24 protein-coding genes and 1 pseudogene are annotated in these 24,999 nt (G+C 71.1%); 18 read left to right on the forward strand and 7 right to left on the reverse strand.

The features are described 5' to 3' along the window. The first annotated feature begins 52 nt into the window (after positions 1 to 52). The 4 genes from L2Z93_RS07785 to L2Z93_RS07800 all read left to right on the forward strand — a co-directional run bounded on the left by L2Z93_RS07785 (position 53) and on the right by L2Z93_RS07800 (position 3,529). The gene (locus L2Z93_RS07785) at positions 53 to 883 is read left to right on the forward strand and encodes a tRNA (adenine-N1)-methyltransferase (RefSeq protein ID WP_090589648.1); all 831 of its coding nucleotides are present in this window, start codon (positions 53 to 55) and stop codon (positions 881 to 883) included. Positions 884 to 948: 65 nt separating this feature from the next. Then, positions 949 to 2,361, forward strand: a complete 1,413-nt coding sequence (locus L2Z93_RS07790; RefSeq protein WP_090589651.1) for a hypothetical protein — start codon at positions 949 to 951, stop codon at positions 2,359 to 2,361. 2 nt (positions 2,362 to 2,363) lie between these two features. After that, positions 2,364 to 2,699 carry a hypothetical protein gene (locus L2Z93_RS07795; RefSeq protein ID WP_090589655.1) on the forward strand — a complete coding sequence of 112 codons (336 nt, stop codon included), beginning with the start codon at positions 2,364 to 2,366 and terminating at the stop codon, positions 2,697 to 2,699. Positions 2,700 to 2,734: 35 nt separating this feature from the next. Continuing rightward, positions 2,735 to 3,529: a crotonase/enoyl-CoA hydratase family protein gene (locus tag L2Z93_RS07800; RefSeq protein ID WP_090589658.1), complete on the forward strand. Its 795-nt coding sequence runs from the start codon at positions 2,735 to 2,737 to the stop codon at positions 3,527 to 3,529. Here the strand turns inward: L2Z93_RS07800 and L2Z93_RS07805 are convergent. Genes L2Z93_RS07805 through L2Z93_RS07815 form a run of 3 tightly spaced genes read right to left on the reverse strand, consistent with a single transcriptional unit; the run spans position 3,526 to position 4,889 of the window. Continuing rightward, the gene (locus L2Z93_RS07805; RefSeq protein ID WP_090589662.1) at positions 3,526 to 3,819 is read right to left on the reverse strand and encodes a DUF503 domain-containing protein; all 294 of its coding nucleotides are present in this window, start codon (positions 3,817 to 3,819) and stop codon (positions 3,526 to 3,528) included. The two genes, L2Z93_RS07800 and L2Z93_RS07805, sit on opposite strands and share 4 nt — an antisense overlap. Before the next feature lie 5 nt (positions 3,820 to 3,824). Next, a complete protein-coding gene (lppK, locus tag L2Z93_RS07810; protein ID WP_193438909.1) occupies positions 3,825 to 4,394 on the reverse strand; it encodes a lipoprotein LppK in 570 nt (189 codons plus the stop codon). 9 nt (positions 4,395 to 4,403) lie between these two features. After that, positions 4,404 to 4,889 carry an MTB12 family secreted protein gene (locus tag L2Z93_RS07815; RefSeq protein WP_090589665.1) on the reverse strand — a complete coding sequence of 162 codons (486 nt, stop codon included), beginning with the start codon at positions 4,887 to 4,889 and terminating at the stop codon, positions 4,404 to 4,406. Between the two features lie 147 nt (positions 4,890 to 5,036). On the opposite strand from L2Z93_RS07815, the gene arc reads away from it, so the two are divergent. Continuing rightward, a complete protein-coding gene (gene arc / locus L2Z93_RS07820) occupies positions 5,037 to 6,866 on the forward strand; it encodes a proteasome ATPase (RefSeq protein WP_090589975.1) in 1,830 nt (609 codons plus the stop codon). Positions 6,867 to 6,880: 14 nt separating this feature from the next. Further along, positions 6,881 to 7,162, forward strand: a pseudogene (locus L2Z93_RS07825) (ectoine synthase); the annotation flags it as partial. Here the strand turns inward: L2Z93_RS07825 and L2Z93_RS07830 are convergent. Together L2Z93_RS07830 and L2Z93_RS07835 are read right to left on the reverse strand one after the other, a co-directional pair. Then, positions 7,135 to 8,325, reverse strand: a complete 1,191-nt coding sequence (locus tag L2Z93_RS07830) for a hypothetical protein (RefSeq protein WP_234786171.1) — start codon at positions 8,323 to 8,325, stop codon at positions 7,135 to 7,137. The pseudogene L2Z93_RS07825 and the gene L2Z93_RS07830 overlap by 28 nt on opposite strands. An 8-nt stretch (positions 8,326 to 8,333) precedes the next feature. After that, on the reverse strand, positions 8,334 to 9,515 hold the full coding sequence (locus L2Z93_RS07835) for a hypothetical protein (RefSeq protein WP_090589668.1): 1,182 nt from the start codon (positions 9,513 to 9,515) through the stop codon (positions 8,334 to 8,336). 98 nt (positions 9,516 to 9,613) lie between these two features. Between L2Z93_RS07835 and dop the strand changes: the two genes are divergently transcribed. The 7 genes from dop to L2Z93_RS07870 all read left to right on the forward strand — a co-directional run bounded on the left by dop (position 9,614) and on the right by L2Z93_RS07870 (position 16,339). Next, entirely contained in the window at positions 9,614 to 11,122 is a 1,509-nt protein-coding gene (gene dop / locus L2Z93_RS07840) for a depupylase/deamidase Dop (protein WP_090589672.1), read from the forward strand. Positions 11,123 to 11,195: 73 nt separating this feature from the next. Then, positions 11,196 to 11,387, forward strand: a complete 192-nt coding sequence (locus L2Z93_RS07845; protein ID WP_090589674.1) for a ubiquitin-like protein Pup — start codon at positions 11,196 to 11,198, stop codon at positions 11,385 to 11,387. Beyond that, positions 11,384 to 12,220, forward strand: coding sequence for a proteasome subunit beta (prcB, locus tag L2Z93_RS07850; protein WP_090589679.1), 837 nt, complete (start codon positions 11,384 to 11,386; stop codon positions 12,218 to 12,220). The genes L2Z93_RS07845 and prcB overlap by 4 nt, the downstream gene beginning before the upstream one ends. Continuing rightward, entirely contained in the window at positions 12,217 to 12,921 is a 705-nt protein-coding gene (gene prcA, locus L2Z93_RS07855; RefSeq protein WP_090589683.1) for a proteasome subunit alpha, read from the forward strand. The genes prcB and prcA overlap by 4 nt, the downstream gene beginning before the upstream one ends. A gap of 39 nt (positions 12,922 to 12,960) precedes the next feature. After that, a complete protein-coding gene (locus tag L2Z93_RS07860; protein ID WP_090589687.1) occupies positions 12,961 to 13,659 on the forward strand; it encodes a succinate dehydrogenase cytochrome b subunit in 699 nt (232 codons plus the stop codon). After that, positions 13,656 to 15,593, forward strand: coding sequence for a fumarate reductase/succinate dehydrogenase flavoprotein subunit (locus L2Z93_RS07865; protein ID WP_090589691.1), 1,938 nt, complete (start codon positions 13,656 to 13,658; stop codon positions 15,591 to 15,593). The genes L2Z93_RS07860 and L2Z93_RS07865 overlap by 4 nt, the downstream gene beginning before the upstream one ends. Further along, on the forward strand, positions 15,590 to 16,339 hold the full coding sequence (locus L2Z93_RS07870) for a succinate dehydrogenase/fumarate reductase iron-sulfur subunit (protein WP_090589695.1): 750 nt from the start codon (positions 15,590 to 15,592) through the stop codon (positions 16,337 to 16,339). The genes L2Z93_RS07865 and L2Z93_RS07870 overlap by 4 nt, the downstream gene beginning before the upstream one ends. Before the next feature lies 1 nt (position 16,340). On the opposite strand, the gene L2Z93_RS07875 is transcribed toward L2Z93_RS07870, so the two are convergent. Together L2Z93_RS07875 and L2Z93_RS07880 are read right to left on the reverse strand one after the other, a co-directional pair. After that, on the reverse strand, positions 16,341 to 17,114 hold the full coding sequence (locus L2Z93_RS07875) for a Fic/DOC family protein (RefSeq protein ID WP_090589697.1): 774 nt from the start codon (positions 17,112 to 17,114) through the stop codon (positions 16,341 to 16,343). Further along, the gene (locus L2Z93_RS07880) at positions 17,108 to 18,112 is read right to left on the reverse strand and encodes a putative nucleotidyltransferase substrate binding domain-containing protein (RefSeq protein ID WP_162561941.1); all 1,005 of its coding nucleotides are present in this window, start codon (positions 18,110 to 18,112) and stop codon (positions 17,108 to 17,110) included. The genes L2Z93_RS07875 and L2Z93_RS07880 overlap by 7 nt, the downstream gene beginning before the upstream one ends. A gap of 224 nt (positions 18,113 to 18,336) precedes the next feature. On the opposite strand from L2Z93_RS07880, the gene L2Z93_RS07885 reads away from it, so the two are divergent. From L2Z93_RS07885 to atzF, 5 genes are read left to right on the forward strand one after another with little or no spacing between them, the layout of a single operon-like run. After that, the gene (locus L2Z93_RS07885; RefSeq protein WP_090589703.1) at positions 18,337 to 19,869 is read left to right on the forward strand and encodes an amino acid permease; all 1,533 of its coding nucleotides are present in this window, start codon (positions 18,337 to 18,339) and stop codon (positions 19,867 to 19,869) included. Between the two features lie 2 nt (positions 19,870 to 19,871). Beyond that, on the forward strand, positions 19,872 to 20,714 hold the full coding sequence (locus tag L2Z93_RS07890) for an urea amidolyase associated protein UAAP1 (RefSeq protein ID WP_090589707.1): 843 nt from the start codon (positions 19,872 to 19,874) through the stop codon (positions 20,712 to 20,714). Next, complete coding sequence (locus L2Z93_RS07895; protein ID WP_234786172.1) at positions 20,711 to 21,340, forward strand: urea amidolyase associated protein UAAP2; 630 nt, start codon at positions 20,711 to 20,713, stop codon at positions 21,338 to 21,340. The genes L2Z93_RS07890 and L2Z93_RS07895 overlap by 4 nt, the downstream gene beginning before the upstream one ends. After that, positions 21,337 to 23,337, forward strand: coding sequence for a 5-oxoprolinase/urea amidolyase family protein (locus tag L2Z93_RS07900; protein WP_090589711.1), 2,001 nt, complete (start codon positions 21,337 to 21,339; stop codon positions 23,335 to 23,337). Before L2Z93_RS07895 ends, L2Z93_RS07900 begins: the two co-directional genes overlap by 4 nt. Beyond that, the gene (atzF, locus tag L2Z93_RS07905) at positions 23,334 to 24,998 is read left to right on the forward strand and encodes an allophanate hydrolase (protein ID WP_090589714.1); all 1,665 of its coding nucleotides are present in this window, start codon (positions 23,334 to 23,336) and stop codon (positions 24,996 to 24,998) included. The genes L2Z93_RS07900 and atzF overlap by 4 nt, the downstream gene beginning before the upstream one ends. The last annotated feature ends 1 nt before the right edge of the window (position 24,999 follow it).

Consider the following 24,999-nt stretch of genomic DNA (forward strand, 5'->3'; position numbering starts at 1 on the left):
CTGGCGACTGTATCGGCGTCGCCGAAACCCCGGCATGGCAGGGTGATCGGTTGTGACGGAGAAAACGGGACCCTTCCAGGTCGGTGACCGGGTGCAGCTCACCGACGCCAAGGGCCGGCACTACACCATGGTGCTCACCCCCGACGGCGAGTTCCACACCCACCGCGGCGCCATCGCCTACGCCAAGGTGATCGGCCTGCCCGAGGGCAGCGTCGTGACCTCCACCAACGGCGACCCGTTCCTGGTGCTGCGACCGCTCCTGATCGACTACGTGCTGTCCATGCCGCGCGGCGCGCAGGTCATCTACCCCAAGGACGCCGCCCAGATCGTGCACGAGGGCGACATCTTCCCCGGCGCGACGGTGCTGGAGGCCGGCGCGGGCTCCGGCGCGCTGACCTGCTCACTGCTGCGGGCCGTCGGCCCCACCGGCCGGGTGATCTCGTATGAGGTGCGCGACGACCACGCCGTGCACGCCGCCCGCAACGTCGACACCTTCTTCGGTGAACGTCCCGCCAACTGGGACCTGGTGATCGCCGACCTGTCCGACTATGACGGGCCGCGGGCCGACCGGGTGGTGCTCGACATGCTTGCGCCGTGGGACGTGCTCGACACGGTCGCCAAGGCGCTGGTCCCCGGCGGTGTGCTGATCGTCTATGTCGCCACCGTCACGCAGCTGTCGAAGGTGGTGGAGGCGCTGCGCGAGCAGCAGTGCTGGACCGAGCCGCGGTCCTGGGAGACGCTGCAGCGCGGCTGGGACGTGGTCGGCCTGGCGGTGCGCCCCCAGCACAATATGCGCGGGCACACCGCGTTCCTGGTCTCCGCCCGTCGCCTTGCCCCCGGCACCGTCACGCCGACGCCGCTGCGGCGCAAGAAGCACATCTAGCGCCGTCAAAGCCCCCGGAAAATTGGCGCCCGGAGGGCCCTGCAACCGTCGGTAGCGTTTCTGCCGTGGACATCGACCTCGCCGAGATCGCGGCGCCCCGGCCAGCCGAAGAGCTGGTGGACGAGGCCGCGCAACTCCTCGCGGCGGCCTGCCCGACGGGCTGGCAGCACATGCGCGCGGCGTTCAGCATGGCCGGTGGGCAGCAGATCGCCCGGGGGGTGGCGACGACGGCCGCCGGACCGGTCGGCGTAGCCGTCCCGGCGCGGGTGGTCGACCTGGCCCAGCAGCACCGCGGGGCGACCATCGGCGTCACCGGCCCCTGGTTCCGGATGCTGATCGACCTCGGCGCGTCCGGCGAGCTGGCGGTGTCCTTCGACTACGGGGACAACCCCATTCCCGCCGACGAGCTGCTGCCGTCGGAGGCCTACCTGCGCGACCTCGAGCAGCACCCCCGGCCCGATGTCGCGCTGTGGTTGCTGGCATACGCCGGCAACGAGGGGCAGCAGCGCCGCAGCCCCGCCCAGGCCCGGCAGTCGGCGCTGGCCGCGCCGCGGGTGGCCGACGGGCTTCCGGTGTTCGACCTGCTGTGGTCGCGGATGGCGGCGCTCGCCGCGCTGTGCCGCGGCGTCGACCACCCGGAGGGGGTCCGGCTGGACCCGGCGTTCGCGGTGTTCCGCAGCGGCCAGGACGGCTGCACGGTGGCCAAACTGCCGGGCGGGCGGGCCGTCATCTCCGGCGGGCGCGGAGATTCGGCGCTGCTGACCGCCGCCTACCGGGGGCAGACGGGGTGGCCGGACCTGTACCGCGGCGCCCCGGCCTGGGTGTACGACCTCTACCTGGATCCGCGGGCGGCGGCCGGGCTGCTGTCCTTCTGCTGCTGGTGGGACGGCCACACCTGGTACAGCGCGGAGCGCGGGACCGCCGATGAGCGCCACGGCGCGGTCCCCGCGGTGTGGTCCATCGAATCCACCGCCGAGGCCGTGACCGGCGTGCTGAACACCGTCGGTGTCGCGCTGACCGACCGAAATGCTTATGCCGCAGCGAATTTCGTACGCGCAGCCGACGCCGGGATCGTCACCGAAGCGACCCTGCGGCAACTGTTCGTCGACGGAGTGCCGGAGTCCTTCGACATGGCCGCGGCGTTGGCCCAGCTGGACGCCGCCGACGTGCTGCTGCCGCTGTGCCGGCGGATCCCCGAAGACGTCGCCATCCGGCAGGTCATCGATTACTGCCGCTCCGGCGCGCCGGGTTCGGCCGGGTATCCGCTGAACCGCTTGGCGGCCGTGCGTCTGGAGGCCGGCTGGCAGGTGTTCGCGCCGGTTCCGCCCGGCGAATGGGCGACCGGGCGAACCGTGTTCCTGGTCGCCGACGACGGCGTCGTCGAACCGACAACCATGGCCGGCGGGCCGACGGAGGTGGCGATGGCGTTCGCCGCCCGGTTCGCCCGACGGGTCCGCAACCGCGCAGAGAGGCGATGACCATGTCTCACCCCGGATTCACCCAGCCGGTGGAACTGCGCTGCGTCCTCGACGCAGGCAAGGCGATGCGACGGATGATCCCGGTGCTGCTGATCATGGGCTTCGCCGTGTGGATGCTCGCCGCGCTGCCGCTGGGCCTGATGTTCCCGAAATCCGGTGTGCCCGCCTACGCTGGCGGAATCACCATCGCGCTGCTGGTCGTCGGGATGGTGTACCTGAGGAAACGCCGGGAACTGGACCACCGGGGTCATCGGCGCCTGGCTGCGGCACTACCGGCCCGACCTGGCGCTGCCGCAGGTGTGGGAGCCACCGCGAAGGTCCATCGTTGCCCGCCGTGATGGAATCGGGGGACGGCAACGAGAGGACAAGGGCGATGACGAACATCGACTACGAGGTCACCGGGGATGTCGCACACGTCCGGCTGAACCGGCCGGAGAAGCACAACGCGCTGACCCTCGACATGATCGACGATCTGGCCAAGGCCGCCGACCGGGCGGCCAAGGACCGCTCGATCCGGGCGGTGGTGCTCAACGGCGCCGGTGAATCCTTCTGCTCCGGGCTGGATTTCGCCTCGGCCGGCAAGGAACGCGGCCGGATCATGCGCAATCTGATTCCCAAGCGGCACACCGCGGCGAACGCCTTCCAGGCCGCCGGCTGGGCGTGGCGGAGCGTCCCGGTTCCGGTGATCGCGGTCGTCACCGGCCACTGCTACGGCGGCGGACTGCAGATCGCGCTCGGCGCCGACTTCCGGTTCGCCACCCCAAGTGCCGACTTGTCGATCATGGAGTCGCGCTGGGGGCTCATCCCGGACATGTCGCTGTCGGCGAGCATCGCCCAGCTGGCCAGCATCGACGTCGCCAAGCGTCTGACGATGACCGGTGAAACCTTCACCGCCGCGCAGGCTTTGGAGTGGGGCCTGCTCTCAGGAGTGGCCGAGGACCCGCACGCCGCTGCCGACGAGTTGATCGCCGCCATCCGGGAACGCTCACCGGACGCGGTGGCCGCGGCCAAGGCGCTGTTCGAGCAGACCTGGTACAACGGGTCGCGGTTGTCGTTCCCGGTGGAGCAGACCCTGCAGATCCGCTTGCTGCGCGGCCGCAATCACGCGATCGCGCGCAAGGCCGGCCTGGCCAAAGAACAGCCGCAGTTCACCGAGCGGCAGTACTAGTCGTCGCTGCGGGACAGCCCGCGCCGCGCCGAGAGCAACTCGACCTCCGGCCGGGAGGCCACCAGCCGCTCGGCGGCGTCGAGCACCTCGGTGACGTGCCCGGCGTCGGCGGCCACCACCGAGAGCCCGATCCCGGCCCGGCGGTGCAGATCCTGGTCCCCAACCTCGGCGGCGGAAACACTGAACCGCCGCCGCAGTTCGGCGACCACCGGGCGCACCACGGAGCGCTTCTGCTTCAGCGAATGCACGTCACCGAGCAGCAGGTCGAATTCCAGCCAGCCGATCCACACGGTTGTCAGCGGCCGGGAGTGGAGGTGGGCGCCGGGGTGGCGCCCACGGGCTCGCCGGTGGTCGGCTCCGGGCCGGTCGCGGCGGCGTCGCCTGCGCTGGTCAACAGCAGGTCCGCGGTCTTGCGGGACAGCCGCCAGCCGTAGCCGGAGTCGACGAACTCCATCGGATAGCTGAACGGCTTGTCGTACTTGTCCCCGCTCGGGGTGATGGTGACCGTCGCGGTGACGGTCTTGTCCTGGCCGTCGACCCAGGCCAGATCCGAGGCCTCGACGGTCAGCGGCAGCACGTGATTGTCGGCCATCGCCTTGGTCAGTCCCTCCAGAGCGGCCGCGTCACCGGCGGTCGACCCGTCGATCAGCGATAGCTTCTGGTTACCCGGAACGGCCGGATCCGACAGCCGCAGCAGCACCGCGGTCAGCACCTCCGGGGCCGGCAGCGGCGCCCGCGGATCGGCGGCGACCGACACCGTCGTGGTCGGCTCGGCGGCCGGGGGAGTCGAGGAATGACACCCGGAAAGACCGAACGCCGCCACGACAGTGGCGGCGCTCAGGATCACAGCTCGGGTGCTCCGCACCCTCAAATACTAGGACAAAGAGGTCAGCAAACTAAGCACCGACGCCTTGGAGAGTTGCCAGCCGCTGGGGCTGGGGCCCTGAACGAAGGTGATCGGCTCCGCGCCGGTGGCGCCGTTGGCCGCCGTCGCCGACACGTTGGCGGTGGCCTGGTTGCCGACCTGGTCGATGTCGGCCACCGTGAAGGTCAGCGGGAAGTAGCCCTGCTTGGCCTTCTTGTCGTAGGCCTTATCCGCCAGGAAGGTGTCCTTGGGGCCCAGTCCGCCCTGGATGTAGGTGGACTTGGTCGAGAACGAACCCGGCGCGACCAGGCCGTTCAGGGTCTGGCTCAGCGCGCCCTCGATCTCCGGGGCCGGGGCGGCGGGCATCGGGATGTCCCACACCACCGGCTGGACGACGGGGGCGGCGGGCACGGTGGCCAGGCCGGTGATGCCCGCGGCCGCGCCTGCGGTGAACGCGAAGGCGACGGCGCCGGTCATAACGGTCTTGATGGTCACTTGGGTCCTTCCAAATTGCCGAGGGATTGCTCCGAGGCTAACAAAGACAACGGGTGTGTCGCGGTGCGCGAGCGCACACAACAGGTGAATCGCCGGTAGCGTTGAAGGTGTTACCGCACCAGATTGCACGGCGGAAAGGAGGGCGCCATGAGCCCGTCAGAGCGTTCAGAGAACGATCGCGACGCCGCAATTCCCGCGCAGTCCAGCGGCGATGACGCCGAATTGGAGCGACTGCGGCGCGAGACCGCGGCCCTGCGCGCCAAGCTGGAGGCCGCCGCCGGCGCCGGCAGCGGACTGCGCACAGCCCGCGACATCCAGGCCCTGGAGCACCGGGTCGAGTCGCTGAGCTCCCGTAACTCCAAGCTGATGGAAACTCTCAAGGAGGCCCGTCAGCAACTGCTCGCGCTGCGCGAGGAGGTGGACCGACTGGGCCAGCCGCCCAGCGGCTACGGCGTGCTGCTCACAGTCACCGACGACGAGACCGTCGACGTGTTCACCTCCGGACGCAAGATGCGTCTGACGGTGTCGCCGAACATCGACGTGACCACGCTCCGTCGCGGCCAGACGCTTCGGCTCAACGAGGCGCTGACGGTGGTGGAGGCCGGGGCGTACGAGTCCGTCGGGGAAATCTGCACGCTGCGCGAAATTCTGGGCGACGGTCAGCGCGCGCTGGTGGTCGGCCACACCGACGAGGAGCGCATCGTCTGGCTGGCCGAACCGCTGGTCGCCACCGAAGACCTGCCCGACGAGATCGCCGACGCCCTCGACGACGACAAGCAGCGCCGGCTGCGCCCCGGTGACTCGCTGCTGGTGGACACCAAGGCCGGCTACGCCTTCGAACGCGTGCCCAAGGCCGAGGTGGAAGACCTGGTCCTGGAAGAGGTGCCGGATGTCTCCTACGACGATATCGGTGGCCTGCGCCGCCAGATCGAGCAGATCCGCGACGCCGTCGAACTGCCGTTCCTGCACAAGGAGCTCTACCGCGAGTACGCGCTGCGCCCGCCCAAGGGCGTGCTGCTCTACGGTCCGCCCGGCTGCGGCAAGACTCTGATCGCCAAGGCCGTCGCGAACTCGCTGGCCAAGAAGATGGCCGAGCTGCGCGGCGAGGAGTCCCGCGAGGCGAAGAGCTACTTCCTCAACATCAAGGGCCCCGAGCTGCTGAACAAGTTCGTCGGCGAGACCGAACGCCACATCCGGCTGATCTTCCAGCGGGCCCGGGAGAAGGCGTCCGAGGGCACCCCGGTGATCGTGTTCTTCGACGAGATGGACTCCATCTTCCGCACCCGCGGCACCGGCGTCAGTTCCGACGTCGAGACGACGGTCGTCCCGCAGCTGCTCGCCGAGATCGACGGCGTGGAGGGGCTGGAGAACGTGATCGTCATCGGCGCCTCCAACCGGGAGGACATGATCGACCCGGCGATCCTGCGGCCCGGCCGCCTCGACGTGAAGATCAAGATCGAGCGGCCCGACGCCGAGTCGGCGCAGGACATCTTCAGCAAGTACCTGACCGAGTCGCTGCCGGTGCACGTCGACGACCTCGGCGAGTTCGACGGTGACCGCCCCGCCACCCTGAAGGCGATGATCGAGAAGGTCGTCGACCGGATGTACGCCGAGATCGACGACAACCGGTTCCTGGAGGTCACCTACGCCAACGGTGACAAAGAGGTGATGTACTTCAAGGACTTCAACTCCGGGGCGATGATCCAGAACGTGGTGGACCGGGCCAAGAAGTACGCCATCAAGAGCGTGCTGGACACCGGGCAGCGGGGGCTGCGGATCCAGCACCTGCTGGACTCGATCGTCGACGAGTTCGCCGAGAACGAGGACCTGCCCAACACCACCAACCCCGACGACTGGGCGCGGATCTCGGGCAAGAAGGGCGAGCGGATCGTCTACATCCGCACCCTGGTCACCGGAAAGAATTCCAGTGCCAGTCGCGCCATCGACACCGAGTCCAATTTGGGGCAGTACCTCTAAATATCTGACGAATCCACGAGACCACCATCGCCGCGCCGTCGGTCAGCGAATTCTGCTACCGGCACCATGTCGAAGCGGTATGGGTGGTCCAGGATTCGGCGTGCTGACCGATCTGGAGACCGGAACCGACTACCAGCTCGCGCCGGGGACGATGTACCTGCTCGACGGCCACGAGCGGCACCGGATCACCTGTCAGGAGCGACTGCGCATTGCTGTGCGTGTTCAACCCGCCGGTCACCGGCCGGGAGGTGCACGACGAGAACGGCGTCTACCCCGCCCCGGCGCCGCTGGCTTGAGCGCCGCGCTCTGAGCCTGCGGCGGCCAGGAAACCACGGTAGCGGTCCCGGGCGACCCGGTTGACCCGCATCGCCTTGAGCTGCGGTTTGAGGAACTGCTTGCGGTACTCCTTGTCCGACAGCGCGCGGGCGGCCAGATACATGTAGGTCAGCGCGGTCAGGAACATCACCACCTGGATCAGCGCGTCGGGGATCGGCAGCGTCATGCCGAAGATCTGGCCGTCCGACGGCCCGCCGCGGGTGTAATCGGCCAGCAGTTCCGGGCTGACCACCAGCAGGCCGAACGTCAGGAAGATCGCCCCGGCGACCAGCGCGACCGTCAGCACCTGCACCACCTCGGAGATCACGATGACCAGCAGCACATTGGCCCGCTCCGGACGGTTCAGCGGTCCGGGGTTCTCAAGGTCGGGCAGCGCGGCCAGCGGAGTGCCGGTCAGCGCGCGGGCGTGCGACTGATAGTCGTTGCGCGCCAGGATCGGCCGGACCCGGCGCAGGGTGGACGACGCCAGGAACGCGGTGGCCAGCAGATACAGGAAGCCCAACACCAGCCACAGCCGGCTGCGGTCGAGGACGTCGGCCATCCGCCAGACCGGGTTGTTGAAGAACACCAGCATGGTCAACAGCACCACCGGCAGCGCACGCACCATCAGCCCGCCGATCGAGGTGAGGTTCGCCAGCGTCATCCGGGCGGCCCAGCCCAGGATCGACCCGATCCCGGTCGCGGTGCACACAAAGATCAGCGCGATCACAGCGACGTCGAGGGCCAGGTTCACCGCCCGGGACACGCTCGGGCCGCCCACCAGCACCCCCGGGACGACCAGCGAGATCGAGGCCGCCGCCACCAGCCGGCGAATCGGCCGGCTGGTGATCCGCGACACCAGCCACCCGGCGGTCGCCGCCCCGGGCAGCAGCAGCGCCACGATGCCCAGCAGGAACCACTCGCCGCGGGTGGGCGAGCCGTCGATGTCGACGGAGTGCTCACCGGTCACCGCGACGATCACGATCGAGAACGCCATGATGACCGCCCAGGCGGCCAGCGCGGGCGCCGACCGCGACCAGAGGCCGCGCACCAGCCGGTCCGGGCGCAGCACCAGCGGCAGCCCGCGTTGCAGGAACCATTGCTCGACGGCGTGCTGTTGGCCGGTGGGGCGCGTGGTGTCCATGTGCGGGCTCACTTCGCCACCGCCTCGGCCCGGTCGGAGGCGGTGTAGGCGCGGTAGCGGTCCCGGGCGGCCAGCGTCACCTGCAATTCGTCGAGTTGCGGGTCGAGGAACTGGGCGCGGTACTCGTCGTTGCTGACGGTGTTGGCGGCCAGGTACATGAAGGTCAGCGCGATCATGAACATCACGATCTGAATCAGCGCCTCGGGAATCGGCAGTGTCATCCCCAGCACCTGCCCGCTGGCCGATCCGCCGTGGGTGAGCACCGACAGCAGTTCGGGGCTGACCAGCACCAGACCGAACACGAGGAAGATCAGGCCGGTCACCACCGCCACCGTCAGGATCTGGACCAACTCGGACATCGTCACCACGAACACCACATTGACTCGCTCCCGACGCGACAGCGGCACCCGGTTCGGGCGGTCGGGCAGCCGCGCGAACGCCGTGTCGTCGAGCGCCCCGGCCGGCTCGGCCCGCTTGGCCTCCGGCGCCAGGGTCGGCTGCAGCCGGTTCGCCGTGCTGGAGGTCAGAAACGCCACCGCGATGACGACCAGGATGCCCAGGGCAACCCAGAGCCGGCCGCGGCTGAGGGTCGCCGCCATGCTCCACGCCGCGGTGTTGAAGAAGACGAGCATGGTCAGCAGCATCACCGGCAGCGCGCGGATCAGCATCCGGCCGACGGACGTCAAGTTCTCGACGGTGAGCCGGACCGCCCAGCCGAGGATCGACCCGAGGCCGGTTGCCGTGCACGAGATGATCGCCGCGATGACGGCGACGTCGACCAACAGGTTGAACCCGGTGCGCGGACTGGGGCCGCCGAGGACCGCGCCCAGCACGGCCAACGCCACCGACGCCCACGCGACGGCCAGCCGGGCCCGAGGACTCGCCAGCCGGGAGACCAGCCAGCCCACCAGGGCCGCGGTCGGCAGGAACAGCGCCACCACGGCGAGCAGGAACCATTCCGTCCGCGAGGGCGTGCCGTCGATGTCGATGGTGTGCCGGCCGGTGAGGGCGACGGTGAGCATGGAGAACGCCATCATCGCGGCGAACGCGCCCAGCGCGGGCGCCGATCGCACCAGCAGGCGCCGCAGCAGCCGGCCCGGTCGCAGGACTGACGGCAGCCCGCGGCGCAGGAACCATTCCTCGGCGGCTCGTTGCGGGGATCGGCCCGGTGGCAGATGCGGCTGGCTCATCGTGGTGGTGGACTCCTCTGGGGTGGGCGGCGCGGTCCGGGTCGGGCGACCCTCGGCGCCGGGTCAGCTCGGCGCCGGCGTCCCGATAGGCTGCGAGTATGCAGCGGATCATCGGAACCGAGGTCGAATACGGCATTTCCTCGCCGTCGGACCCGACGGCGAACCCGATCCTGACCTCCACCCAGGCGGTGCTCGCCTACGCCGCCGCAGCCGGGGTGCCGCGCGCCAAACGCACCCGCTGGGACTACGAGGTGGAGTCCCCGCTGCGGGACGCCCGCGGATTCGACCTGGGCCGCGCCTCGGGCCCGGCCCCGGTCATCGACGCCGACGAGATCGGCGCGGCCAACATGATCCTCACCAACGGGGCCCGGCTCTACGTCGACCACGCGCACCCGGAATACTCCGCGCCCGAGGTCACCGACCCGATGGACGCGGTGATCTGGGACAAGGCCGGCGAGCGGGTGATGGACGCCGCCGCCCGGCACGCGTCCTCGGTGCCCGGCGCGCCGAAACTGCAGCTCTACAAGAACAATGTCGACGGCAAGGGCGCCTCCTACGGCACCCACGAGAACTATCTGATGAGCCGCGCCACCCCGTTCAACGCGGCGATCGTCGGGCTGACCCCGTTCTTCGCCTCCCGGCAGGTGATGGTCGGGTCCGGCCGAGTCGGCATCGGCGCCTCCGGGGAGGAACCGGGCTTCCAGCTGTCCCAGCGCGCCGACTACATCGAGGTCGAGGTGGGCCTGGAGACCACCCTCAAACGCGGCATCATCAACACCCGCGACGAACCGCACGCCGACGCCGACAAGTACCGCCGGCTGCACGTCATCATCGGCGACGCGAACCTCAGCGAAACCTCCACCTACCTCAAGGTCGGGACCACCTCGCTGGTGCTTGACCTGATCGAGGAGAGCGCCGCGCACGGGGTGGATCTGGCCGATCTGGCGCTGGCCCGACCGGTGCACGCCGTGCACGTGATCAGCCACGATCCGACGCTGCGGGCCACCGTGGCGCTGGCCGACGGCCGCGAACTCACCGGCCTGGCGCTGCAGCGGATCTACCTGGAGCGGGTGGCGGCGATGCTGGCGCGCCGCGACCCGGACCCGCGCGCCCAGCACGTCGTCGACACCTGGGCCGAGGTGCTCGACCTGCTGGAACGCGACCCGATGGAGTGTGCCGACATCCTGGACTGGCCGGCCAAACTGCGGCTGCTGGAGGGATTCCGCAGCCGGGAAGGGCTGTCCTGGTCCGCGCCGCGGCTGCACCTGGTGGACCTGCAGTACTCCGACGTGCGCCTGGACAAGGGCCTCTACAACCGGCTCGTCGCGCGCGGGTCGATGCGCCGGCTGGTCACCGAAGCGCAGGTGCTCGACGCCGTGGTCAGGCCGCCGACCGACACCCGCGCCTACTTCCGCGGGGAGTGCCTGCGCCGATTCGGCGCGGACATCGCCGCGGCCAGCTGGGATTCGGTGATCTTCGACCTGGGTGGCGACTCGCTGGTGCGCATCCCCACCCTGGAGCCGCTGCGCGGCAGCAAGGCGCACGTCGGGGCGCTGTTGGATTCGGTGAACTCGGCCGCCGAGCTGGTCGACCAGCTCACCCACTAGCGAATGTCGGCGCGGTCTGGTCGGACCCGGCCGGTAGGGTAGAACCACTGTTCAACGACATCGGGAGGCAGCGATGGCCCAGGAACAAAAGCGCGGCGGGGGTGGCGGCGACGATGACGAGCTGGCCGGCCTCGACGCCGCCGGCCAGGAGCGCCGCGAGAAGCTGACCGAGGAAACCGACGACCTGCTCGACGAGATCGACGACATCCTCGAGGAGAACGCCGAGGACTTCGTCCGGGCCTATGTCCAAAAGGGCGGCCAGTGAGCTGGACGGCTGACCAGTCCTCGTTCGCCGAACTGCTCCGCGCCCAGGCCCCGCACCTGCTCCCGCAGGTCGGCGACATCAACGCCACCGGGTCGGAGTTGCCGCACGGCACCACCATCGTCGCGGTCAAGTACCCCGGTGGGGTGCTGATCGCCGGTGACCGGCGCGCCACCCAGGGCAATATGATCGCCAGCCGGGACGTGCAGAAGGTCTACATCACCGACGACTACACCGCGACCGGCATCGCCGGCACCGCCGCGATCGCCGTCGAGTTCGCCCGGCTCTACGCCGTCGAACTGGAGCACTACGAGAAGCTCGAGGGCATCGCGCTGAGCTTCCCCGGCAAGGTCAACCGGCTGGCGAACATGGTGCGCGGCAACCTCGGCGCCGCGCTGCAGGGCTTCGTCGCGCTGCCGCTGCTGGTCGGCTACGACCGCGACGACGCCGACCCGGCCGACGCCGGGCGGATCGTGTCCTTCGACGCCGCCGGCGGCTGGAACATCGAGGAGGAGGGCTACCACTCGGTGGGGTCGGGTTCGCTGTTCGCCCGCTCGTCGCTGAAGAAGCTGTACCCGAGCGTCACCGACGCCGAGTCCGCGCTCGGCGCGGCGATCGAGGCGCTCTACGACGCCGCCGACGACGACTCCGCCACCGGCGGTCCGGACCTGGTGCGCGGCATCTTCCCGACCGCGGTCACCATCGGCGCCGAGGGCGCCGAGGAGATCACCGCCGAGCGGATCGCCGAGCTGGCCCGCGCGGTGATCGCCAACCGGGAACAGACCAGCCTGCGCCGAAATCACGGTCCGCACACCGACATTCGAGAGCAGTCATGACCTTCCCGTACTTCATCTCGCCCGAACAGGCGATGCGTGAGCGCAGCGACCTGGCGCGCAAGGGCATCGCCCGCGGCCGCAGCGTCGTCGCGCTGGCCTACGCCGACGGGGTGCTGTTCGTGGCGGAGAACCCGTCGCGCTCGCTGCAGAAGGTCAGCGAACTCTACGACCGGATCGGGTTCGCCGCCGTCGGCCGGTTCAACGAGTTCGACAACCTGCGCCGCGGCGGCATCCAGCTCGCCGACACCCTCGGCTACACCTACGACCGCCGCGACGTGACCGGCCGGCAGCTGGCCAACCGGTACGCCTCCACCCTCGGCACCATCTTCACCGAGCAGGCCAAGCCCTACGAGGTGGAGCTGTGCGTGGCCGAGGTGGCGCACTACGGCGAGACCAAGGCGCCGGAGCTGTACCGGATCACCTACGACGGATCCATCGCCGACGAGCCGCACTTCGTGGTGATGGGTGGCGCGACCGAGCCGATCACCGCCGCGCTGCGGGACAGCTACACCGAGAACGCGGCGCTGGCCGACGCGGTCGCGGTGGCGGTCACGGCGCTGGAATCCGGCGCCGACGGCGAGCGCCGAGAGCTGGGCGCGGGGAATCTGGAGGTCGCGGTGCTCGACGCGACCCGGCCGCGCCGGGCGTTCCGGCGCATCACCGGCGCCGCGCTCGACGGATTGCTGCCCGCGACCGAATAGCCGAAGCGCGGATCTACGACAGCGTGTAGTTTGGGGCGCATGTCGGGGGACATGCCGCGGCCGTCGAATGTGACGCTCAAGCTCGTCATGGCCGTCACCGGTGTGGTCTTCGCGCTGTTCGTGCTGGTCCACATGGTCGGCAACCTCAAGATCTACACCGGCGCAACGCATTTCGACGACTACGCGCACTGGCTGCGCACCCTGGCCGAGCCGCTGCTGCCGTACGAGGGCGCGCTCTGGCTGTTCCGCGCGGTGCTGCTGACCGCGCTGATCGGGCACGTCTGGGCCGCGGTGCTGCTGACCATCCGGGGCCGACGGGCCCGCGGCGCATTCCGCCGCCGCGGGATGACGGGGATGCGGTCGTTCACCGCGCGCACCATGCCGGTCACCGGCGTCGTGCTATTGGCGTTCATCGTTTTCCACATCCTGGACCTGACCACCGGAACCCGGCCGGCCGCCAGCGCCGAATTCACCGCCGCCACCCACACCTCGAGCGCCGCCTACGCCAACCTGATCGCCAGCTTCGACCGGCCCGCGGTCGCCGGCTTCTACCTGCTGGCCATGCTGCTGCTCGGCGCGCACCTCGCGCACGGGCTCTACACGGCCGTCAACGACCTCGGCGTGACCGGGGCCCGGGCCCGGGCGCTGCTCACCGCCGCCGGCGGCCTGCTCGCGCTCACCGTGATGGCCGGCAATATGACCATCCCCATCGCGGTGCTCACCGGGTGGTTGTCATGAGCCTCGACGACCTGCGCGAGATCGGCACGCCCCTGGCGCCGGGCGCCCCGGCCGGTGACCCGGCCACCGCCTGGGAACGCCGACTGCTGGACTACCGGCTGGTCAGCCCGCTGAACCGGCGCAAGTTCACCGTCATCGTGGTCGGCACCGGGCTGGCCGGGGCGGGCTGCGCGGCCGCGCTCGGCGAGCTGGGCTACCAGGTGGAATCCTTCACCTTCCACGACGCGCCGCGGCGCGCGCACAGCGTGGCCGCCCAGGGCGGCGTCAACGCCGCCCGCGGCCGCAAGGTCGACAACGACAGCGTCGCCCGGTTCGTCAAGGACACCGTCAAGGGCGGGGATTTCCGCGCCCGGGAAGCCGATTGCTACCGGCTGGCGCAGGAGTCCAGCCGGGTGATCGACCACATGAACGCCATCGGCGCGCCATTCGCCCGCGAATACGGCGGCAGCCTGGCCACCCGGTCCTTCGGCGGGGTGCAGGTCTCCCGGACCTACTACACCCGCGGCCAGACCGGCCAGCAGCTGCAGATCGCCGCCAGCCAGGCGCTGCTGCGGCAGGTCAACGCCGGCGCGGTCACCCTGCACACCCGCACCGAGATGCTCGACCTGATCGTCTCCGAGTCCCGGGCGGTCGGGGTGATCACCCGGGACCTGCTCACCGGCGAGATCCGCGCGGTGACCGGGCACGCCGTGGTGCTGGCCACCGGCGGCTACGGCAATGTGTTCCACCGATCCACGCTGGCCCGCAACTCCAACGCCAGCGCCACCTGGCGGGCGCACCTGCGCGGCGCGCTGTTCGCCTCCCCGTCGTTCATCCAATTCCATCCCACCGCGCTGCCGTTGAGCTCGCCGTGGCAGTCCAAGACCATCCTGATGAGCGAGTCGCTGCGCAACGACGGCCGGATCTGGGTGCCGCGCAAGCCGGGGGACGACCGGGCGCCCTCCGACATCCCCGAGCAGGAGCGGGACTACTACCTGGAGCGGATGTACCCCTCCTACGGCAACCTCGCGCCGCGGGACGTGTCATCGCGGGCCGCGCGCGCCCAGATCGAGTCCGGCCACGGCGTCGGGCCGCTGAAAAACAGTGTGTACCTGGACTTCCGGGACGCGCTGGCCCGGCTGGGCCGCGATGTCATCGCCGAACGCTACGGCAACCTGTTCGATATGTACCGGGACGCCACCGGCGAGGACCCCTACGTCGTCCCGATGCGGATCGCCCCCGGCGCGCACTTCGCGATGGGCGGACTGTGGAGCGACTTCGACCAGATGACCAACATCCCTGGGCTGTTCGTGGCCGGGGAAGCCGGCTGGGCGTATCACGGGGCCAATCGGCTGGGCGCCAACTCGCTGCTGTCGGCGTGCGTGGACGGCTGGTTCACGCTGCCCTACGCGGTGCCGAACTACCTGGCCGGGCTGCTGGGCGCCCCCGCGCCGGGCGCCGACGACCCCGCCGTCACGGCGACGCTGGCCGAAACCCGAACGCGTGTTGAGGAACTGCTGGCCATCGACGGACGGCAGGGCCCGGACCGGTTCCACCGCCGGCTCGGCGAGATCCTCTACCAGGGCTGCGGGGTGTCCCGCTCGGCGGCCGGGCTGCGGACCGCGATCGGCGAGATCGACGAGCTGACGGGCGAGTTCTGGGCCGATCTGCGGGTGGCCGGGACGGCGGCGGCGTTCAACCAGGAACTCGAAAAGGCCGGCCGGGTCGCCGATTTCCTCGGCCTGGCCCGGCTGATGTGCGTCGACGCGCTGGACCGCGACGAATCCTGCGGCGCGCACTTTCGCACCGAGCACCAGACCCCGACCGGGGAGGCCCAGCGCGATGACGAGCACTGGGCGTTCGTCTCGGCGTGGGAACACGCGCCCAAACCGATCCGGCACGATGAGCCGCTGGAGTTCACCGCCGTGCCGTTGGCGACCAGGAACTACGTATGAAACTGACACTGGAGATCTGGCGGCAACCCGAGGCCGGCGCGCCCGGGCGATTCGAACGCTACCTCGTCGACGACGCCACCGGTGAGATGTCGCTGCTGGAACTGCTGGACCGGCTCAACGACGCCCTGGTCGACGGCGGCGACGACCCGGTCGCCTTCGACTCCGACTGCCGGGAAGGGGTCTGCGGATCCTGCGGGATCACCGTCGACGGCCGCCCGCACGGCCCGGTCGCCAACACCCCGTCCTGCCGCCAGCACGTGCGCAGCTTCCGCGACGGCGCCACCGTGCGGATCGAGCCATTCCGGTCGGCGGCCTACCCGGTGGTCCGTGACCTGGTGGTCGACCGCGGCGCGCTGGACCGGCTCATCACCGCCGGCGGGCACATCGCGGTGGACGCCGGCACCGCCGCCGACGCGGACGCCGAACCGCAGGGCAAGGACGCCGCCGAGTACGCGCTGGACTTCGCCGCCTGCATCGGCTGCGGGGCGTGCGTGGCGGCCTGCCCCAATGGCGCGGCGCACCTGTTCGCCGGCGCGAAGCTGCTGCACCTGGGAACCGTGACACGCGGCAGGCAGGAACGCGGACGGCGGGCGAAAGCGCTCACCGGCGCGCTGGAGGACGAGTTCGGCCCGTGCTCCAGCTACGGCGAATGCGCGGACGTCTGCCCGGAGAGCATCCCGATGACCGCGATCGCCGCGGTGAACCGCGAGGTGATGCGGGCCCGACTGCGGGGCAAGCCGGACTGAGTCACCCCAACCGGCTCCGCAGGATCGCTGTGAATGGCCGGGGGTCGGCCTCGCCGTCCCGGCGAAACGGCATCGAATCCCTCGACGCGGCAATCCACTCCGCGCGATCCAGGCCGGACAGGTCCAGCCGGCGCCGGCCCGCGGCGGCCAGCAGGTGCAGCAGCAGCGTCCCGGTGCGCCCGTTGCCCTCCCGGAATGGGTGAATCCGGTTGTGCTCGGCGTAGACCCGGGCCAGCCGGAACGCCAACTCGCCGTCGTCGAGCCGGGCGGCGGTCACCGCCAGCTCACCGACGTCGGCGTCGAAGAAATCGAGGTGCTCCGGGATCAACCGCCAGGACCCGAACGTGGTGGACCCCCGGCGCAGATTCACGATCCGCGGTTGCCCGGCCCACGGGTACACGTCTCCGAACACCTGGGTGTGCAGCGCGCGGATGTCCAGCGGCGGACTGGGCATCTGGAGCGCCTGCAGCATCCGGCCGGCCGTCGCGACGAACTCCAACCGGGCCAGCGCCGCCGGGTCGACGACCCCGAAACTGTTGCGCAGCAACGTCGTTCCCGGAATCAGGTAGGGCCGCCGCCGGGCCAGCCGCGGCCGGGCCCTGGCCCGCGGCGCCCGGGACAACTCCGGCGCCAGATACGCCCCGAAGGACAGCTCGCCGTAGGCCAGCCGATCCAGCGCGGCCAACTGCTCGGGCTCCGGGCGCCAGCCCTCCATCACCTCGGCCGCCACCGTCTGGGCGATCCGGTGCCGCACCGCGTCGTCGAGCATCACCATCGCGAGAACGCCGATGTCGAAGCGAGATACCGGAGCTTGCGGCACACCCCGTTGACCTCCCGGCCGATATGGCGCAGCGCGGTCCGGTCGGCCGGGGTCAGCGCCGACATCTCCGCGGTGTCCGGCGGCGGGCCGGGGGAGTCGAACACCTCGGCGCGCAACCGCCAGCGGATCGCGACGCCGATCCGGTGGCTGCGTGTCAGCAGAGCGGCGTCGTGATCGTCCAGATACGCTGACCCCGCCGCCGCGGCCAGCCGGTCGGGCGTGGACAGCGCGTCGGCGCCGACGCTCAGCGCGGCCCACCGGCCGATCCGCACCACCGGGTCGATGATGGCGCGTTTGACGTCGACGGCGCCCCCACCGCCGAAGATCCGCAGCCGCGGCGGCACCTGGGCGCGCACCGCGGTGGCGTCCTCCAGCATCGCCGACAGGGCCGCGGGCTGTTCGCGGGCAGCGGCGGCGGCCTCTGCGCGCAGGTCCGGGCCGCCGGTGACGGCGACGGCGTCGGACAGCAGCCCGGTCATCACCACGCCGCGGTCGGCCTCCGGGCGGGCCGCCCACTTCGCGATCCCCGCCGACCAGTCCGCCGCAGACCGGTTGAACCGGCCGCGGGCCGCGAACGCGCCGTGCGGGTCCTCGGTGAACCCGCAGTCGGCGAGCAGTTGATGCACCGCCGCCGCCCCGGCCAGCGCGTCGTCGGCCGTGGTGTCCGGGGCGCTGCACACCAGGGTCTCCAGATCGGCGCCGGGCAGCGCCTCACCGCGCCCCACGCTGCCCGAGACATACCAGTGCCCCCCGTCGCCGACGCAGCGCACCGCGGCCGCGACCGCGGCGGCGCACAACGCCGACCATTCGGCGGCCAGCGCCGCCGCGGACACCCGATCCGACACCGCGGCGCGCACCCGCAGCCGCGCCGCGGCCGCGGCCCCGGCCAGCTCGGCGCCGTCGCGCGCCACGGCCATCGCGGCGCGCGCATCGCGAAGCGAGGTGTCGGACATGTGCCGCATTCTCGCAATATTCACCGCCCCGCGCGGGACGCCCGGCGGGTACCCGCAGGTCGGCGCGGGCCGGAAACACAGTGGTTACCTTCGGCCACACCCGGGAAACAGCGCGTTGACAAACCCGACATTCCGGCGGGCTTACCTAAGCCGACGTGACGACGATGTCCCGGCCCTCATCCCCGCAACGGACAGGGGATGCCGAATTGCCCAGGAGCGCCCAGATGTCGATCCCCGTCCAGACGGCGCCGCCGTCGGTGGCCACCGACCACGACGACCTCGCCGAATTCGGCTACGACCAGCAGTTGCACCGCCGGCTCGGGAAGTTCGAATCGTTCGCCGCCGGGTTCTCCTTCGTCTCGATCCTGACCACCATCTTCCAGTTGTTCGGCCTCGGCTTCGGTTTCGGCGGCCCGGCGTTCTTCTGGACCTGGCCGGTGGTGTTCGTCGGGCAGTTCATGGTCGCGCTGTGTTTCGCCGAACTCGCCGCCCGCTACCCGATCTCCGGCGCCATCTACCAGTGGTCGCGGCGGATGGGCGGGGAACTCGTCGGCTGGTTCGGCGGCTGGTTCATGGTGCTCGCCCAGACCGTCACCGCCTCGGCGGCGGCCATCGCCCTGCAGGTGGTGCTGCCCACCATCTGGTCCGGATTCCAGGTCATCGGCGACGATCCGTCGCTCACCTCGCCCAGCGGCGCGGCGAACGCCGTCGTGCTCGGCACCGTGCTGCTGGTCTTCACCACCACCATCAATTGCATTGGCATCAAATGGATGTCGCGGGTCAACACCACCGGGGTGATCTGCGAGATCGTCGGCGTCGTCGCCGTCATCGGGGTGTTCTTCACCCACGCCCAGCGCGGCCCGTCGGTGGTGTTCGACACCGGTGAGCCCGGAACCCAGCCCGGCTACATCTGGGCCTGGATCGTCTCCGGCCTGATGGCCGCCTACGTGATGGTCGGCTTCGGCTCGGCCGGCGAACTCGCCGAGGAAACCCGCAACCCGCGCCGGGTCGCCCCGCGCACCATCCGGCTGGCGCTGTCGGTGTCCGCGCTCGGCGGCGGGCTGATGATCCTGGGCGCGCTGATGGCCGCCCCCAGCCTCACCGACGGCCGGCTGGCCACCGAGGGCCTGCCGTATGTGCTTGACACCGTGCTGAATTCGACCTGGGGCACCATCCTGCTGATCGACGTCTGCATCGCCATCATGATCTGCACGCTGGCCATCCAGACCGCGGCCTCGCGGCTGACGTTCTCGATGGCCCGCGACAACCGACTGCCCGGATCGGCGCTGCTGGCCCGGGTCAACCCGCACACCGGGACCCCGATCTGGCCGTCGATCCTGATCGGCCTCGCCTGCATCGGCATCCTGCTGGTCAATGTCGGCAACTCGGCGATCTTCGCGACCCTGGCCAGCGTCTGCATCATCCTGATCTACCTGGCCTACCTGACCGTCACCGCGCCGCTGCTGTACCGCCGGTTCAAGGGCTGGCCGAGCCGGCGCGGCCAGGTCGACGCCGAAGGCAAGCCGCTGTTCTCCCTCGGCCGCTTCGGCATCCCGATCAATATCGCGGCCGTGGTGTACGGCGCGATCATGGTCGTCAACCTGGGCTGGCCGCGGGCGGAGATCTTCAACCCCGACGGCAGCATGCCGATCCTGCAGTGGGCCGGCCCCATCACCGTCGCGGCCGTCATCGCCCTTGGCGCGCTGTGCTATCCGCGCGGCAAGACCCATCCCACACCCGTCGAGATCGGAGCCTGAGCATGAGGACCGCCACCGTGAGCACCGCCACCACCCACGGCGCCCGCGAACACGCCCGCGCCCAGGCCACCGCGCTGACCGACAGCATGCCGGTGGTGCCCGCCTCCCGCTGGCCCAGGCCACCGCTGGGAGTCGACGCCGAACGGCTGACCTGGGCCGAAACGGTCCCCGGCGGCCGGTATGCCAACAAGGTGCTCGGCCGGGGTTCCCGGCTGCGGCTGCGGGACCTGACCGGCACGGCGTGCGCGAACCTGATGCTGTGGCGCGCCGACGCGCCCTGGGAACGGCTCAATGCCGCCGACACCGTCAAAGTGCCGTGGCAGGCATACCTTTCGACCGGGCATCCGCTGCTCAGCGATCAGGGCCGGGTGCTGGCCACCATCGTCTCCGACAGCTCCGGACACCACGACGCGCTGTGCGGCGCCACCACGCTGGCCGGCAACACCGCCAAATACGGGGCCGGCGAACCGGAGTCGGCCAGCCCCGCCGGACGGGAACTGCTCGCTCTCGCCGCGCTCAAGCACGGACTGACCCGTCGCGACGTCGCGCCGAATGTGTCGTTCTTCCACGGGGTGCGCGTCGAATCCGACGGCGCCCTGGCCTCGACCGGATCCGCGGGCCCCGGCGGCACGGTGGAGCTGATCCTGCACCTGCCGCTGATCGTGGCGATCGCCAACACCGCGCACCCGCTGGACCCGGCGACCGAGTTCGGCGCCGGACCGCTGGAGGTGCTGGCCTGGGCGGCCCGCGAGGATCTGGCGTCCATCGGCGCGGACCTGCACGAGCGCGACCCGGAATACCAACGCGCCTACCACAACACCGAAGAGGCCTGGAGGGCACTGTGACCGTGATCGAAATCCCCACCGGCGCCGTCATTCTCGACGAAATCGTCGGCGCCCGCGGGCCGTGGTCGGGGGTCGTCGCCGCCGGCGACGTGCTCACCATCATCGACCTGCACGGCAACCAGGCGGTCGACACCCTGTTCTACGGGGCCCGTGACCACGGGGTGCGTTACAGCGCCCCGGCCACCATCGCCGCCCAGGGCAACATCTTCCTGAGCACCGGCAGCGTGCTGCGCGACAGCGACGGCGCGCCGATGCTGACCATCGTGGCCGACGAGGTCGGCTACCACGACACCATCGGCGGGGCCTGTTCGCAGGAATCCAACACGCTGCGCTACGGCCACCACACCAAACACCAGCACGCCTGCGTGGAGAACTTCATCGGCGAGGGCGCCCGCTGGGGCCTGACCAAGGCCGACATGGTGTCCAACGTCAACTTCTTCATGAACGTCCCGGTCGACGCCGACGGCTCGTTGGGCATCGTGGACGGGTTGTCTGCGCCCGGCAAATCGCTGTCCCTGCGCGCCGAGATCGACACCCTGGTGCTGGTCTCCAACTGCCCGCAGATCAACAACCCCTGCAACGGGTTCGACCCGACGCCGGTGCGGATGGTGGTGACCCGGCCGTGACGACCATCGAGGTGGTCCGACCCGGGATGGGGACCACCGTGCAGGACTGGCCCGGTCGCACCGGCTACTGGCAGGTCGGGGTGCCGCCGTCCGGGCCGATGGACGACGTGTCCTTCCGGCTGGCGAACATCGCCGTCGGCAACCCCGAGGGCGCCCCGGCGCTGGAGACCACCATGGTCGGCGCGGCGCTGCGGTTCGACGACCACGCCTGGGTGTGCGTCACCGGCGCCCCGGGACCGGTGACGCTGGGTGGGATCGAGATCCCGATGTGGGAACCCGTCCCGGTCGGCCCGGGCAGTGTGCTCGACGTCGCCCCGGTCGCCGGGCCCGGCATGCGCACCTACATCGCCGTCGCCGGCGGGCTGGACGTGCCCGAACACCTCGGCAGCGCGTCGACGTTCACCCTCGGCGGGTTCGGCGGCCACCAGGGCCGGGCGCTGCGCGCCGGGGACACCCTCGCGGTCGGGACCGCGCCGACCGGCGAGCGTCGCCGGATCCTGCACGACGAGCAACCGGCGATCGGCTCGCACTGGTACCTCGCGGTCACCATGGGCCCGCACGGCGCCCCGGAGTTCTTCACCCGCGCCGACATCGACACCGTGCTCGGGCACGACTACAAGGTGCACTTCAACTCCGACCGCACCGGCATCCGGCTGACCGGGCCGCGCCCGCAGTGGGCGCGCCCGGACGGCGGGGAAGCCGGCCTGCACCCGTCGAACATCCACGACAACGCCTACGCGATCGGCGCGCTGGACTTCACCGGCGACACCCCGATCCTGCTCGGCCCCGACGGCCCCAGCCTCGGCGGGTTCGTCTGCCCGGTCACGGTGACCTCCGCCGACCGGTGGAAGCTCGGCCAACTGGCGCCCGGCGACACCGTGCGCTTCGTCGCCGTCCGGGCCGCCGAGGCGGCCTCACCCGGCGCCGTCGGGCGCAGCCGGCGGGCGTTTCTGCCCGCGGTGTTCTCCGCCGGCGGCGACACCGACGACGGGGTGCTGGCCCGCGGCGCGACCTCCGACGGCGCCGCGTCGGTCACCTACCGGCGCAGCGGCGATGACAACGTGCTCGTCGAATACGGCGAAATGACACTGGATTTGGCGCTGCGGGCCCGAGTGCACGCGCTCGCACAGGAACTGGAGCCCATCCGCGCGGCCGGCCGCGGCCTGATCGACCTGACTCCCGGGGTGCGCTCGCTGCAGGTGAAGGTCGACCCCGACCGGCTGCCGGTGTCCACCCTGCTGCCGATGCTCGCCGAACTGGAGGCCGCACTGCCGGCCGCCGCGGACCTGGTGGTGCCGAGCCGCACCGTCCGGCTGCCGCTGAGCTGGGACGATCCGTCGACCCGGGAGGCGATAGAGCGTTACATGCACGGCGTCCGCAAGGATGCGCCGTGGTGCCCGTGGAACATCGAGTTCATCCGCCGGATGAACGGCCTGGACAGCGTCGAGGACGTCCGCGACATCGTCTACGGCGCGGACTACCTGGTGCTCGGGCTGGGCGATGTGTACCTCGGCGCGCCGGTCGCCACCCCACTGGACCCCCGGCATCGGCTGGTCACCACCAAATACAACCCGGCCCGCACCTGGACCCCGGAGAACGCCGTCGGGATCGGCGGCGCCTATCTGTGCGTGTACGGCATGGAAGGTCCGGGCGGGTATCAGTTCGTCGGCCGCACCACCCAGGTGTGGAACCACCGGCACCCGCAGCCCGCGGGCGGGTTCGAAGCGGAGCACCCCTGGCTGCTGCGGTTCTTCGACCGCATCCAGTGGTACCCGGTGTCCGCCGAGGAACTCACCGACCTGCGCGCGGACACCGCCGCCGGCCGCGGCCGGGTAAACATCACCGATGGGCAGTTCTCGCTCGCCGACTACCAACGCTTCCTCGAGGACAACGCCGCCGACATCGCCGCCACCCGCGCCGGCATGGAGGCCGCCCGGGCGCAAGAACGCCAACGCTGGTCCGACGCCGGGGAATTCGCGCGAAAGGAGCCGGCATGACCCGGGTCGCGCAGGCCTACCGCCGCATCGCCGAGTGCGGGCGCGACGAGGTGTTCATCACGCTGCGCCCGCAGGCCGAGGTGGAGGCCGAATGCCGCGCCGCCACCGGCCCGCTGGCCGGAACGCTGCTGGCGGTCAAGGACAACGTGGACGTCGCCGGCCTGCCGACCACCGCGGCCTGTCCGGGCTACGCCTACACCCCCGACGCCGACGCCCCGGCGGTGGCCGCGCTGCGCGCCGCCGGCGCGGTGGTGATCGGCAAAACCAACCTGGACCAGTTCGCCACCGGGCTGGTCGGGACCCGCAGCCCGTACGGCGCGGTGCGCGATTCGCTTCGCCCGGAACACATTTCGGGCGGCTCCAGCTCCGGCTCGGCCGTCGCCGTCGCGCTCGGCTTCGCCGACGTCGCCATCGGCACCGACACCGCCGGCTCCGGTCGGGTGCCGGCCGGGCTGCAGGGCCTGGTCGGGATCAAACCGACGCTCGGGGCCACCGCCAACGCCGGTGTGGTCCCGGCCTGCGCGAGTTATGACTGCCTGACCATCTTCGCCGCCGACCTGGAGACCGCGCAGACCGCGATGGCCGTGATGGCCGCGGGCGCGCCGGACCGGAGCTGGCCGACCGACACCCCGCTGGCCGCGCCGCCGGCGCCCCGGGTGGCCATCCCGGGCGCGCTCGACGACCTGGACCCGGACTGGCAGGCGGCGTTCGGGGCGGCCGTCGCCCGCGCCCGGGCCGCGGGCTTCGAGATCGTCGAGATCGAGATGGCCGACTTCTTCGCCGCCGCCGACCTGCTCTACCACGGCGCGCTGGTCGCCGAAAGAGCCGACGCCGTCGGCGAATTCGTCGCCGCGGCCGGGGCTGCGGACGGCCTGGACCCGACGGTGGCCGGCATCATCGGCGCGGCCCGCGGGCACACCGCCGTCGGTCTGCTCGCCGACCGGCGGGCGGTCGCCGAGCTGCGCGCGGCGGCGATGGCCCGGCTGGCCGGCGCCGCGGCGCTGATGGTCCCCACGGCGCCGTGTCACCCGACGCTCGCGCAGGTGGCCGCCGACCCGGTCGGCGTCAACACGAAAATGGGCCGCTACACCAACTTCTGCAACCTGTTCGACCTGTGCGCGCTGGCCGTCCCGGCCGGCACGGCCGCCGACGGCGCCCAGTTCGGGGTGACCCTGCTGGCCCCGGCACACCACGACGCGGTGCTGGCCGACCTGGGCGCCCGGTTCCTCGGCGAACCGGCCGGCCCGGCCTGGCCGGAACGCGCGGGGGTGGCGCGCAGCGTCGACCTCGCGGTGTTCGGGCTGCACCTGCGTGGTCAGCCGCTGGAGCACCAGCTGACCGGGCGCGGCGCCCGCTGGGCCGGTCCGCTGCGCACCGCGGCGTGCTACCGGCTCTACGAACTCGACACCGAACCGGCGAAACCGGGGATGGTGCGCGATGATTCGGGCGCGTCCATCGCGGGGGAGCGCTGGGCGCTGTCCCCGGCGGCGCTGGGGGAGTTCCTGGCCGCGCTGCCCGCCCCGATGACCCTCGGCGCGATCGAACTCGACGACGGGAGCACCGTCACCGGCTTCGGCTGCGATCACGCCGCCGCGACGGCGGGCCGCGACATCACCGCCGCCGGCGGCTGGCTGGCCGCCCGGTCGGCGCCCGTCTGCTGAG

The organism is Mycolicibacterium brumae, from assembly GCF_025215495.1.
In the GTDB taxonomy this organism is placed as follows: domain Bacteria; phylum Actinomycetota; class Actinomycetes; order Mycobacteriales; family Mycobacteriaceae; genus Mycobacterium; species Mycobacterium brumae.